The 12,526-nt window shown below is 69.0% G+C and carries 11 protein-coding genes; 7 read left to right on the top strand and 4 right to left on the bottom strand.

Features of this window, described 5'->3' with window-relative positions; translation table 11 throughout:
- The first annotated feature begins 153 nt into the window (after positions 1 to 153).
- From QE438_RS08315 to QE438_RS08305, 3 genes are all read left to right on the top strand, one after another.
- Positions 154 to 2,220 (top strand): S9 family peptidase, encoded by a 2,067-nt coding sequence (locus QE438_RS08315; protein WP_306991181.1) that lies wholly within the window; start codon positions 154 to 156, stop codon positions 2,218 to 2,220.
- Positions 2,221 to 2,334: 114 nt separating this feature from the next.
- Positions 2,335 to 3,309, top strand: coding sequence for a hypothetical protein (locus QE438_RS08310; protein WP_306991183.1), 975 nt, complete (start codon positions 2,335 to 2,337; stop codon positions 3,307 to 3,309).
- Between the two features lie 195 nt (positions 3,310 to 3,504).
- Positions 3,505 to 4,653, top strand: coding sequence for a serine hydrolase domain-containing protein (locus QE438_RS08305; protein WP_306991185.1), 1,149 nt, complete (start codon positions 3,505 to 3,507; stop codon positions 4,651 to 4,653).
- Positions 4,654 to 4,698: 45 nt separating this feature from the next.
- Here QE438_RS08305 and QE438_RS08300 read toward each other — a convergent pair whose 3' ends face one another.
- Positions 4,699 to 5,613 carry a LysR family transcriptional regulator gene (locus tag QE438_RS08300; RefSeq protein WP_306991187.1) on the bottom strand — a complete coding sequence of 305 codons (915 nt, stop codon included), beginning with the start codon at positions 5,611 to 5,613 and terminating at the stop codon, positions 4,699 to 4,701.
- A 112-nt stretch (positions 5,614 to 5,725) separates the two neighbouring features.
- Here QE438_RS08300 and QE438_RS08295 point away from each other — a divergent pair, with 112 nt between their 5' ends.
- A complete protein-coding gene (locus QE438_RS08295; RefSeq protein WP_306991189.1) occupies positions 5,726 to 6,487 on the top strand; it encodes an SDR family oxidoreductase in 762 nt (253 codons plus the stop codon).
- A 377-nt stretch (positions 6,488 to 6,864) separates the two neighbouring features.
- Here QE438_RS08295 and QE438_RS08290 read toward each other — a convergent pair whose 3' ends face one another.
- From QE438_RS08290 to QE438_RS08280, 3 genes are all read right to left on the bottom strand, one after another.
- Positions 6,865 to 7,089: a CstA-like transporter-associated (seleno)protein gene (locus QE438_RS08290; protein ID WP_130521058.1), complete on the bottom strand. Its 225-nt coding sequence runs from the start codon at positions 7,087 to 7,089 to the stop codon at positions 6,865 to 6,867.
- Complete coding sequence (locus tag QE438_RS08285; RefSeq protein ID WP_130521056.1) at positions 7,089 to 9,161, bottom strand: carbon starvation CstA family protein; 2,073 nt, start codon at positions 9,159 to 9,161, stop codon at positions 7,089 to 7,091. The genes QE438_RS08290 and QE438_RS08285 overlap by 1 nt, the downstream gene beginning before the upstream one ends.
- Positions 9,162 to 9,282: 121 nt before the next feature.
- The gene (locus QE438_RS08280; RefSeq protein WP_130531783.1) at positions 9,283 to 10,323 is read right to left on the bottom strand and encodes a magnesium and cobalt transport protein CorA; all 1,041 of its coding nucleotides are present in this window, start codon (positions 10,321 to 10,323) and stop codon (positions 9,283 to 9,285) included.
- A gap of 127 nt (positions 10,324 to 10,450) precedes the next feature.
- Here QE438_RS08280 and QE438_RS08275 point away from each other — a divergent pair, with 127 nt between their 5' ends.
- The 3 genes from QE438_RS08275 to QE438_RS08265 all read left to right on the top strand — a co-directional run bounded on the left by QE438_RS08275 (position 10,451) and on the right by QE438_RS08265 (position 12,505).
- Positions 10,451 to 10,816: a PadR family transcriptional regulator gene (locus QE438_RS08275; protein ID WP_130521052.1), complete on the top strand. Its 366-nt coding sequence runs from the start codon at positions 10,451 to 10,453 to the stop codon at positions 10,814 to 10,816.
- Positions 10,813 to 11,718, top strand: coding sequence for a sensor domain-containing protein (locus QE438_RS08270; protein WP_130531781.1), 906 nt, complete (start codon positions 10,813 to 10,815; stop codon positions 11,716 to 11,718). Before QE438_RS08275 ends, QE438_RS08270 begins: the two co-directional genes overlap by 4 nt.
- A 151-nt stretch (positions 11,719 to 11,869) precedes the next feature.
- A complete protein-coding gene (locus tag QE438_RS08265; RefSeq protein WP_306991193.1) occupies positions 11,870 to 12,505 on the top strand; it encodes a DUF2306 domain-containing protein in 636 nt (211 codons plus the stop codon).
- The last annotated feature ends 21 nt before the right edge of the window (positions 12,506 to 12,526 follow it).

Below are 12,526 nucleotides of genomic sequence, written 5' to 3'. Positions count from 1 at the left end.
GCCCCAGCGGAGCAAGCTCCGCTCTACAGGTGGGAGCCGCCATGGCGGCTCCCACACCACACCACACCACACCACCATCGCGCTTTCGCTTTGCGCCGCCGCGCCGTGGCGGCCTACCATCGGCCACTTTTTGAAGTTTTTGGAGTTCGCGCAATGACGCTTCGTCCCGCCTTGCTGTCCCTGGCCCTGATCGCCGCGCTGCCGGCCGCCGCCGCCGAGCGCGGCTTCGACGTGCACGACCTGGTCAAGCTGGATCGCGTGTCCTCGCCCACGCTCTCGCCCGATGGCGGGCGGGTGGTGTTCGCCAAGCGCGTGATGAATGCCGAGGCGACCAAGGCCAGCACCGCGCTGTACCAGCGCGATCTGCGCACGCGCGACCTGCGTCCGCCGACGCAGATCACGCCCGAAGGCTGGAACGTCAATTCGCCGGCGTTCTCGCCCGATGGCCAGACGCTGTACTTCCTGAGCGCCAAGTCCGGCAGCCAGCAGCTGTACGCCATCCCGGCCACCGGCGGTGAGCCGCGCCAGCTGACCGACTTCGCCGTGGATGTGGACGGCTACAAGCTCTCGCCCACCGGCGATCGCATCGTCTTCAGCGCCGGGGTCTTCCAGGACTGCGGCTCGGACCTGGCCTGCACCAAGGGCAAGCTCGAGGCGGCGGCCAAGTCCAAGGCGACCGGCAAGGTGTTCGACCAGCTGTTCGTGCGCCACTGGGACACCTGGAACGACGGTCGCCGCAACACCTTGTTCGTCGCGCCGCTGCCGGCGGCCGGCGCCAAGCCGGTGGTCGGGGCCTCGGCGATCAGCGCGACCATCGCCGGCGATGCGCCGTCCAAGCCGTTCGGCGGCATGGACGATATCGCCTGGTCGCCGGACGGCCGCTCGGTGGTGGCCAGCATCCGCGTGGCCGGGCGCGAGGAGCCGTGGTCGACCAACTTCGATCTCTACCAGCTCGACGCCGCCGGCCGCGCCGCGCCGAAGAACCTGACGGTGGCCAACAAGGCCTGGGACGCCGGCCCGGTGTTCAGCGCCGACGGCAAGACCCTGTATTACCGCGCGATGAAGCGCCCGGGCTTCGAGGCCGACCGCTTCGGCCTGATGGCGATGGACGTGAAGTCCGGCAAGACCCGTGAGATCGCCGCGGACTGGGACCGCTCGGCCGGCGAGATCGTGCTGACCGCCGATGGCAAGTCGATCTACACCAGCGCCGACGACCTGGGCCAGCACCCGCTGTTCAAGGTCGACATCGCCAGCGGGCGCGTGAGCCAGCTGGTGGGCGAGGGCAGCGTCGGCTCGGCCAGCGTGGCCGGCCCCACGCTGGCCTTCACCCGCAACTCGCTCAAGAGCGGCGACCAGATCTTCGTGGCCGATCTGGAAGGCCAGAACCCGCGCGCGATCACCCCCAGCGCCAGCGAGGTGCTGCCGGAGGTGCGGTTCGGCGACTACGAGCAGTTCACCTTCAAGGGCTGGAACAACGACACCGTGCACGGCTACGTGGTCAAGCCGTGGAACTACCAGGAGGGCAAGCAGTATCCGGTGGCCTTCCTGATCCATGGCGGCCCGCAGGGCAGCTTCGGCAACGGCTGGAGCTATCGCTGGAATCCGCAGACCTACGCCGGCCAGGGCTATGCGGTGGTCATGATCGACTTCCACGGCTCCACCGGCTACGGCCAGGCCTTCACCGACGCGATCAGTCAGCATTGGGGCGATCGCCCGCTGGAGGACCTGCAGAAGGGCTGGGCCGCCGCGCAGCAGCAGTACGCCTTCCTCAACGGCGACAAGGCCTGCGCGCTGGGCGCCAGCTACGGCGGCTACATGACCTACTGGATCGCCGGCACCTGGAACCAGCCCTGGAAGTGCCTGGTCGACCACGACGGCGTGTTCGACAACCGCATGATGGGCTACAGCACCGAGGAGCTGTGGTTCTCCGAATGGGAGAACGGCGGCACGCCGTGGGACAACCCGGAGAAGTACGAGAAGTTCAACCCGATCAACCACGTCGCCAACTGGCGCGTGCCGATCCTGGTGATCCACGGCCAGCAGGACTTCCGCATTCCGGTGGAGCAGGGCCTGGCGGCGTTCACCGCGGCCCAGCGTCGCGGCATCGAGTCCAAGTTCCTGTATTTCCCCGACGAGAACCATTGGGTGCTCAAGCCGCAGAACTCGATCCTGTGGCACGACACCGTCAACGCCTGGCTCAAGCAGCACATCGGCGAGTAAAGTCCCCGCATGCGCAGTCGGAAAGGCCGCACGCCGTCTGCGCATGCGGCCTTTGCTTTGCAGGCATTATCAGCAGCGGCATCCCTCACGAACCTGCCCCCGCAGGAGTTGTCCATGCCCACCGCAACGCATCGGTTCACCGTGGCCTTCGCCGGCCTCGAGCCGCTGCCCGCCACGCGCCTGAAGGTCGCCAGCGCCCTGCTGCTGGCCGACCTGCTCGACATCAGGCTGGTGCCCTGGACCGGCGCGCAGGTCGATCTGCTGGTGGCCGACGGCGGCGCGCCCGAGGGCGTCCAGGCGATCCGTGCGGCGTGGGCCGCGCGCCTGCCGGTGCTGACCTTCTCGCGCGAGGCCAGCGGACGCCAGGGCGAGAGCGAGCTGCGCCCGGACGCCTCGGTGCGGCGCATCGCCGAGGCGCTCAAGGCCGGCCTGGCGGCCGGGCATGCGGGCCAGCCGGGCGTCAACCTGCGCTCGCTGCGCCTGATCGACTGCCTGCGCCTGGACCGGCGCGACCCGGGCGTGCGGCGGCTGCTGATGGAGCTGGGCCTATTCCGTGTGGTGGTCGATCCGGCGCGCGGCCAGCTGCACATGCTGCGGCGCATGCCGCTGGACGAACTGCTCGACCACGTCGAAGACCCGCGCTGGCAGTCCACGGTGCTGGACGAGGCCGACTGGCAGCGCCTCTACCGCGACGATGTCACCACCAGTCACGCCATCGCCCCGCTGTGGTGGCGCCTGGCGGTGCGTCCGACGCTGGCCCTGCCGGTGCTGCCGCCGGCGCGCCTGCAGCTGGCCGCCTGGCCCACGCTGGATCTGGCCAACACGCCGCCGGACTGGCTCGCGGTGCTGGCCCGGCTGCGCGACGAGGACTACACCCCGGCCGAGCTGGTGATCCAGACCGGCGTGGCGCCGCACACCGTGCGGCGGGTGATGTCGGTCGTGCAGTTGAGCGGCCTGGCCCTGATCGATGCACAGCAGGGGCCGGCCACCCGCGCCCGCCGCGGCAATGTCGAGGCGCGCCAGCCGCGTGCGCTGCTGCGCCTGGTCCGCCGGCTGGGCAGGCGCCTGCTGGGACGCGGGCAGGCCTGAGCGGGCGAGGCGGGTTCGCTTCTCCTGGGAGACTTGTGTTCTGAGGCAGCCGCTGGTGGGACCATGCCTGATGTCGGCCCACGCCAGGTCCGCCGCGCCGCGTGACTTGCGGCATGGGCGCGCGGGCCGCGGTGCGCGCTAGCGTGGGGGTGCACGCGGTGATTCCCGTTCGCCGCCGTCCGCGGAGGATGCGACATGAAGTCCGTCATCGGCTGTCTGCTGTGCACCACCCTGTGCCTCGCCGTCGCGCCCGCGCTCGGCCGCGCCCTGCCCAAGCCCGCGCAGATCGACGCGCAGGTCGCCACGCTGATGCAGCGCACCGGCGCCCAGGGCCTGGCCATCGCCATCATCGACCGCGGCCAGCCGGTCTATATGCAGGCCTACGGCAAGCGCAACGCGCAGGGCGACCCGCTCACCGTCGACACGGTGATGTACGGCGCCTCGCTCACCAAGACGGTGTTCGCCTATACCGTGATGCGATGGGTGGGGCAGGAGCGCATCGCGCTGGATACCTCCATCGCCGACGACCTCCCGCAGCCGCTGCCGCAGTACACCGGCGAGGACCTGGTGACCCGCTATACCGACTGGAGCGCGCTGGACGAGCGCTGGCGCAAGCTCACGCCGCGCATCCTGCTGCAGCATGCCAGCGGATTCGCCAACTTCGGCTTCCTGGAGCCGGACGAGAAGCTGCATTTCCACTTCGATCCCGGCACGCGCTACGCCTATTCCGGCGACGGCCTGGCGACGCTGCAGTTCGTGCTCGAACAGGGCCGCGGCCTGGACGTGGGGCAGGGCACCGATGCGGTGTTCGCCGAGCTCGGCATGACGCGCACCGCGTTGAAATGGCGGCCGGACTTCGCCGGCAACCTGGCCGACGGCTGGGACGCGAACGGCAAGCCCGCGCCGCACGACGAGCGCTCGCGGGTGCGCGCGGCCGGCTCGATGGACACCACCATCCGCGATCTGGCCCGGTTCGCCGCCGCACTGGTGGCCGGCCGCGGCATCGGCGCGCGCGAGCAGGCCGAGATGCTGCGCCCGCAGCGGCCGATCACCACCCGCAGCCAGTTCCCCACGCTGCAGGCGGAGCTGCCGCCGGCACAGCGACGCAAGGATCTTTCCGCCGGGCTGGGCGTGGTGACGTTCGAAGGGCCGCAGGGTCCGGGCTTCTTCAAGGGCGGGCACAACGACACCACCGGCAACACGCTGGTCTGCCTGCGCCGGCAGCAGCGTTGCCTGCTGGTGCTGGGCAACGACGTGCGCGCGGAGAAGGGCTTCGCCGAGCTGGTGGAGTTCGTGCTCGGCAAGACCGGTGTGCCCTACGACTGGGAGTACGGCGCGCCCTGATCGCCGCTGCCGGAAGGCGGCGCCAGGACGCGGCCGTGCATCGCGTCAGCCGCGGGGCAGCGGCGCCAGATGCGGCGTCAGCAGGCCGGCCAGCCAGTCCATGAAGACCCGCACGCGTCGGGGCAGATGCCTGCGCTGGGCGTAGAGCAGGGTCAGCGGCATCGGTTCGGCCACCAGCTGCGGCACCACTTCGACCAGCTCGCCGCGTGCCAGTGCGTCGCGAACGCTCAGCAGCGGCACCTGGATGATGCCCAGGCCGGCCAATGCGGCGACGTGGTAGGCCTCGACGTTGTTGACCGTGACCGCGCCGCCCATCGGCAGCAGGCGGTAGGCCTCGCCGTCGAAGTACTCGAAGCCCGACGGGCGCTGGCCGAGCACGCTGGCGTAGTGCACCAGTTCGTGCGTGGCCAGGTCCTCCAGCCCGTGCGGCGTGCCGCGACGGGCGAGGTAGGCGGGGCTGGCGCAGTTGACGATGTGCATCACGCCTAAGGGCCGGGCCACCAGGGCGCTGTCCTGCGGGGTGCCGCCGCGCAGCACGCAGTCGAAGCCCTCGCGGACCACGTCCACCAGCCGGTCGGTGGCGCTGAGCTCGATCTCCAGCTGCGGATGCTCGGCCAGGAAGGCCGGAAGCTGCGGCAGTACCAGCAGGCGCGCCATGCCGCTGCTCATGTCCACGCGCAGCCGGCCGCGCAGCTGCCGGCCCTCGGTGAGGAACATGCCCTGCAGTTCCTCCAGGTCGGCGAGCACATCGCGGCTGCGCTGGTAGAACGCGCGGCCATCGGCGGTGGGCTGCACGCGCCGCGTGGTGCGGTGGAGCAGTTGCGCGCCCAGGCGCGCCTCCAGCTGCTGTACGGCGGTGGACACGCTGGCCTTGGGCAGGCCGAGCGATTCAGCGGCGCGGGTGAACCCGCCCAGCTCGACCACGCGCTGGAAGGTCCGCAGGGATTGGGCGAACTCCATGATTGTTCACCGATGTTGAACAGTAATGCCAGATTCGAGTGATTTATCGACCGCGTCAATCCCAATAAGGTGCGCGGCATCGGCGCACTCCGCGCCTGCCAGGAGCCTTCCCATGAGCACGTCCCCCCGCATCACCCTGATCACCGGCGCCAACCGTGGCCTGGGCCGCAACGGCGCGCTGGCGGTGGCCAAGGCCGGCAGCGATGTGATCGTGACCTACCGCAGCCATGCCGACGAGGCCCAGGCGGTGGTCGCGCAGATCCAGGCGCTGGGCCGCCGCGCCGCCGCGCTGCAGTTCGACGTGGCCGACGCCGCGGCGCTGCCCGGCTTCGTCGAGGCGCTGCGCGCGCAGCTTGGCCAGTGGCAGGCCACGCAGTTGCATGCGCTGGTGAACAACGCGGGCACCGCGCTGTACGCGCCGATCGCCGAGACCACGCCGGCGCAGTTCGAGGAGATGGTCGCCGTGCATCTGCGCGGGCCGTACTTCCTGACCCAGGCGCTGCTGCCGCTGATCGCCGATGGGGGGCGCATCCTCAACGTCTCCAGCGGCCTGGCGCGCTTCGCGCTGCCGGGCAGTTCGGCCTACGCGATGATGAAGGGCGGCATCGAGGTGTTCACCCGGTATCTGGCCAAGGAGCTGGGCGCGCGCGGCATCAGCGTCAACACGCTGGCGCCTGGCGCCATCGAGACCGACTTCGGCGGCGGCCGCGTGCGCGACGACGCGCAGGTCAACGCGATGGTCTCCTCGGTCACCGCGCTCGGCCGCCCGGGCAAGCCCGACGACATCGGCCCGGTCATCGCCATGCTGCTCGACCCGGCCACGCAGTGGGTCAACGCCCAGCGCGTGGAGGCCTCGGGCGGCATGCTGGTGTGAGCTTGCGGCATTACCCAGAGGGACGGGCAAAGGAAGGGTTCTCGCTGAAGTGCGGAGCCGGGAGCGCCACTTCGCCGACCAGCCTCGACCCGGCCGGATCGAGGCTCCGCGGCGGATCGATCCGGACTTCTTTTGACTTTCGACCCCGAAGTCTCCGGACGTGACGCGCGCTGCAGTGGTCCGGCGGGCGGTGAACGCGACGAGCGAGGCAGGACGCCGAGCGCCCGAATCAGGGCAGGGTGCCCTGATTGAGGGATAAGCGGTCACCGCCCGCCGGACCGCTGCCCTTCCGAAGTCACAACCCTCACTACGCCAAGATCCTTGCATCGAGAGAAGAGCCAAAAAGAAAGCGCGGCCTAGAGGCCGCCCTTTCAAGTTCAGCAGCAGCGGAAGCCGCGCCCCCCGCCGAAGCGCGCTTCCTGGCGCTCGCGGAAGAAGGTCTTGTAGTCCATCGGCGTGCGGTCCGGGTGCTTCTCCAGCACGTGGCGCACGTAGTTGTCGTAGTCGGGGATGCCGCAGCACAGCCGCGCGGTCTGCACCAGGCGCCGCCACACGCGGCGGTGCACCTGGTACTGACCGACGGGAACCAGCGCGGTGCCCATTACAGGTCCGCCATCTGGGCCGGCGTCAGCGCCACGTACTCGGTCTCACGATCGCTGCGCTGCGGGTTGCGGCGCGCAACCAGGATCGCCTTGATCGAATACACCAGCACCATCGCCACCACCAGCAGGAACAGCGTGGTCAGCGCCGTGTTGACGTAGGCATTGACCACCACCTTGTGCATCTCGGCCATCGACTTCGCCGGCGCCAGCACCTCACCGCGGCCGATCGCGTCCTGGAACTTGTGCGCCTGCGCCAGGAAGCCCTGACCCGGGTTGCTGTCGAACAGCTTGATCAGCCCGGCCGTGGTGGTGCACGCCAGCAGCCACAGCGCCGGGATGCCGCAGACCCAGGCATAGCGGTCGCGCTTTAGCTTGAACAGCACCACCGTGCCGAGCAGCAGCGCGATGCCGGCCAGCATCTGGTTGGAGATGCCGAACAGCGGCCACAGCGTCTTGATGCCGCCGAACGGATCGGTCACGCCCGAATGCAGCAGATAGCCCCACAGCGCCACGCAGCCGGCGGTGGCGATGATGTTGGCCGTCCACGACTCGGTGCGCTTCATCGCCGGGACGAAGTTGCCGATCAGGTCCTGCAGCATGAAGCGGCCCGAGCGCGTGCCCGCATCGACCGCGGTCAGGATGAACAACGCCTCGAACAGGATCGCGAAGTGGTACCAGAAGCCCATCGAGTCGCCGGTGGGCAGCACCGCGTGCAGGATCTGGGCGATGCCCACCGCCAGCGTCGGCGCGCCGCCGGCGCGGTTGAGGATGGTGCTCTCGCCGATGTCCTTGGCCGTGGCGGTGAGCACGTCGGGGGTGATGACGAAGCCCATCTCGCTGACCTTGGCGGCCACGGCCACCACGTCGGTGCCGACCACGGCCGGCGGCGCGTTCATGGCGAAGTACACGCCCGGGTCGATGATGCAGGCCGCCACCAGCGCCATGATCGCCACGAAGGACTCCATCAGCATGCCGCCGTAGCCGATGTAGGGCATGTGCGCCTCATTGGCCAGCAGCTTGGGCGTGGTGCCCGAGGAGATCAACGCATGGAAGCCGGACACCGCGCCGCAGGCGATGGTGATGAACAGGAACGGGAACAGCCCGCCGGTCCAGACCGGGCCCTTGCCGGTGTGCGCGTACTCGGTCAGCGCCGGCATCTTCAGGTCGGGCATCACGATCAGGATGCCGATCGCCAGGGCGATGATGGTGCCGATCTTGAGGAAGGTGGACAGGTAGTCGCGCGGCGCCAGCAGCAGCCACACCGGCAGCACCGAGGCGACGAAGCCGTAGCCGATCATCATCCAGGTGATCTGCACCTTGGTGAAGGTCAGCGCCGGGCCCCAGCTCGGGTCCGCGGCGACCTTGCCGCCCAGCCAGATCGCCGCCAGCAGCAGCACCAGGCCGACCACCGAGATCTCGCCGATCTTGCCCGGGCGGATGTAGCGCATGTACAGGCCCATCAGGATCGCGATGGGCATGGTGGCGAACACGGTGAAGGTGCCCCACGGGCTCTCGGCCAGGGCGTTGACCACCACCATGGCCAGCACGCCCAGGATGATGATCATGATCAGGAAGGCGCCGAACAGGGCGATGGTGCCGGGAATCTGGCCCATCTCCTCGCGCACCAGATCACCCAGCGAACGCGCGTCGCGCCGGCTGGAAATGAACAGCACCATGAAGTCCTGCACCGCGCCGGCGAAGACCACGCCCAGCACCAGCCAGAGCAGGCCGGGCAGGTAGCCCATCTGCGCGGCCAGCACCGGGCCGACCAGCGGGCCGGCGCCGGCGATGGCGGCGAAGTGGTGGCCGAACAGCACATGCTTGTTGGTCGGCACGTAGTCCAGACCGTCGTTGCGCAGCACCGCCGGCGTGGCCCGCGTGGGATCCAGCCGCATCACCTTGTTGGCGATGAACAAGGCGTAGTAGCGGTAGGCGACCAGATACAGCGAGACGGCCGCCACCACGATCCACAACGCGTTGACGGTTTCCCCGCGCCGCAGCGCCACCGTCCCCAGACAGAACGCGCCCAGGAGCGCGAGCAGCGCCCAGGCGACCTTGGATAGCCCCTTCATGAAATGTCCCCGGCTGTAATGTGGCAGACAGGGTTCAACAAGCCCCGGCGGGGGTCAATCATCCATTGTGCTGGTGACGGCTCCTACTTTGGTCTAGTAGCCGCCCGCGCGGCGGCGCCGCTTACAGCCAGCGCGCCCGCTTGAACAGCACGTACAGCACGCCGCAGGTCACCGCGACCGCGCCGATCAGCACCCAGTAGCCGAAGCGCGCATGCAGCTCGGGCATGCCTTCGAAGTTCATGCCGTACCAGCTGGTCATCAGGGTCGGGGCCGCCAGCAGCGCGGCCCAGGCGCCCAGGCGCTTGACCGTCTCGCCCTGGCCCAGGGTCACCAGGGAGAGGTTGACGCTGAGCGCGGTGCCGAGCATCTCGCGCAGGGTGTCGATGCCGTCGTTGACGCGCAGCGCGTGGTCGTGGACATCGCGCATGTACAGGCGGATCTCCTCGGGCACCAGCGGGTTCTGGGTGCGCACCAACTGGGCCAGGACGTCCTGCAGCGGCCCGACCGCCACGCGCATCAGGGTCAGCTCGCGCTTGAGGTCGTACAGCCGGCGCACCACTGCGCCGCGGTAGGTCTCGGAGAAGATGTCGCGTTCCAGGGTGAACAGCGTGTCGCGCGACTCCTCGATGATCGGCAGGTAGTTGTCGACGATGAAGTCCAGCACGGTGTACAGGCAGTAGGCCGGGCCGAGCTTGAGCAGCTCCGGCTCGCGCTCGATGCGCTGGCGCGCCGGGGTGTAGGACAGCGACGCGCCGTGGCGCACGGTGATCAGATAGCGCTGGCCGAGGAAGGCCTGGGTCTCGCCGTAACGGATGTGCCCGTCGATGACCTGCACGGTGTGCATGGCCATGAACAGCGAGTGGCCGTAGGTCTCCAGCTTGGGCCGCTGGTGCGCCTTGCCGGCGTCCTCGACGGCCAGCGGGTGCAGGCAGAACTCCTCCTGCAGCTTCAGCAGGACGTGTTCCTCGGGCTCGTACAGGCCGACCCAGACGAACGAGCCGTCGTCGCGGGCCAGCACGTCGCTGATCTCGTCCAGGGTCAGGTTGGTGCGCGTGCCTTGCCGGTCGTAGGCGGCGCAGGTGATCACACAGGCCGGGTTGCCGGGGGCCGAAGGCGGTTGCGGGACGGGGGGCAGGGCGTCGGTATGCGGGAGCAGGGTCATGCGCGGCATCCTGCGCCCGGGCGGCTGAAGGCGGCAACACGATCCGCCGCGGGCATGACCACCGGCACATCCACTAGTCCCAAGTTCACACTAGTGTTGTGTTCAACCTAGTGCCCTCAACGCGTCCATGGTCGATGTCGACAGCCAATTGAAGAAGTTCCAGAAGGAGCTCAGCGCCGGCACCGTCTCGCTCGCGCTGCTGGCGGTGCTGGCCCAGGCCGAGGAGCCGCTGTACGGCTATCTGATCGCCAAGCGCATGGAGCAGCTGGGCCAGGGCGTGCTGGCCGGCAAGCAGAGCGCGCTGTATCCGGTGCTGCGCAATCTGGAGGCCGCCGGCCTGCTGGAGAGCGAGGTCGAGCCGTCGGCGTCCGGCCCGCCGCGCCGCTACTACCGCATCACCGCCGCGGGCCGACAGGTCCTGGCGCAATGGGCCGCCGCCTGGCGCGCCACCCGAGATTCCGTCGATCTTGTCCTCAAGGGGACCACCGCATGAACGCACAAGGTTTGCCCACCACCATTCCCGAGTACCTGGACCAGCTGCGTGCGGCGCTGAAGGGCGCCGACCCGGCCATGATCCAGGACGCGCTCTACGACGCCGAGGAGTATCTGCGCGCCGAGCTGGCCGAGCAGCCCGGCAAGAGCGAGGCCGAGGTGATCGCCTCGGTCGCCGGCAGCTACGGCGCGCCGGAGGAGGTGGCCGACATCTATCGCCAGACCGAGGTCACGGTGAGCCGCGCGCTGCGCCCGCCGCCGCCGCCGCCGCGTCGCTCCTGGCTGGGGCGCTTCTTCGGCGTGGCCGCAGATCCGCGCACCTACGGCGCGCTGTTCTACATGCTGCTGTCCATGGCCACCGGCGTCTTCTACTTCAGCTGGGTGGTGACCGGCGCCAGCCTGTCGGTCGGTCTGCTGATCCTGATCATCGGCATCCCGATCCTGCTGCTGTTCCTGATGTCGGTGCGTCTGCTGTCGCTGGTCGAGGGACGCATCGTCGAAGTCCTGCTCGGCGTGCGCATGCCGCGGCGCCCGCTCTATACCCAGCGCGACAAGTCCTGGTTCAAGCGTCTGGGTGAGCTGTTCACCGATGCCGGCACCTGGACGGCGATGCTCTATCTGCTGTTGATGCTGCCGCTGGGCATCGCCTATTTCACGCTGATCGTCACGCTGGGATCCACCGCGATCGCCTGCCTGCTCTCGCCGCTGAGCCTGCTGGGCGGCAACCACTACGTGTTCTGGGCGAACGGCGAGAACCTGCTGGACACCAGCCCGTGGATCGCGATCGTGACGCCGGTGGCCGGGTTCCTGCTGCTGTTCCTGACCCTGCATCTGGCGCGCTGGATCGGACGCTTCCACGGCTGGCTCGCCAAGCACCTGCTGGTGCGCACGCCGGTGGTGTGAGAGGGGAGGAGTGAGCGAAGAGGAGTGAGGAGTGAGCAAAAGCAGCGCCGCTCCACTTACTCCTCTCTCGTGCCTTCAACGCTCGGCAAGCGAGTCATCGGCACGCATCGGCGCTGCCGACGCGGAAATCCATCCAGGGAAACAGACCACCGTGGTCAAGACGATCGGCAACATCGCGCTCTATTTCCTCGCCCTGGCCGTCGCCGCTTACGCCATCCTGGCCTACGCGCTGCTGCCCTTGGGAATCGGCGTCCATCCCGCCATGCGGCTGACGTTTCATGCGCACCAGGTGGGTATCTACACCCATGTGTTCGCTTCATCGCTCGCGCTGCTGATGGGCCCGTTCCAGTTCTCCTCCAGGCTCCGGCGGCGGTATCGGCAGGTGCATCGCTGGATGGGGCGCATTTACCTCGGAATCGGCGTCGCGTTAGGCGGGCTGTCGGGCCTGTACATGGCCACGCTCGCCTTCGGCGGGCTCACAGCCAAGCTCGGCTTCGCGTGCCTGGCGTTGGCCTGGCTCTACACCGGCCTGCGGGCATTCGGCGCCATCCGCGCCGGCGATGTGGCCGCGCATCGCAGGTGGATGGTGCGCAACTTCGCGCTGACCTTCGCGGCCGTGACCCTGCGGATCTATCTGCCCATCTCGGTCGCCAGCGGCATCCCGTTCGAGACCTGCTATCCGGTGATCGCCTGGCTGTGCTGGATCCCGAACCTGCTCGTGGCCGAGGCGCTGTTCAACCGCGCAAGTGGACCGTCACCGATGCGAGAAGTGCGCGCGCAGGAGTGAGGAGTGAGCGGAGCCATAGCG

The organism is Pseudoxanthomonas sp. SORGH_AS_0997 (assembly GCF_031453535.1).
Lineage (GTDB): Bacteria > Pseudomonadota > Gammaproteobacteria > Xanthomonadales > Xanthomonadaceae > Pseudoxanthomonas_A > Pseudoxanthomonas_A winnipegensis.
The sequence above is the reverse complement of the archived record's forward strand: the minus strand, read 5'-3'. Positions and strand labels throughout refer to the sequence as shown.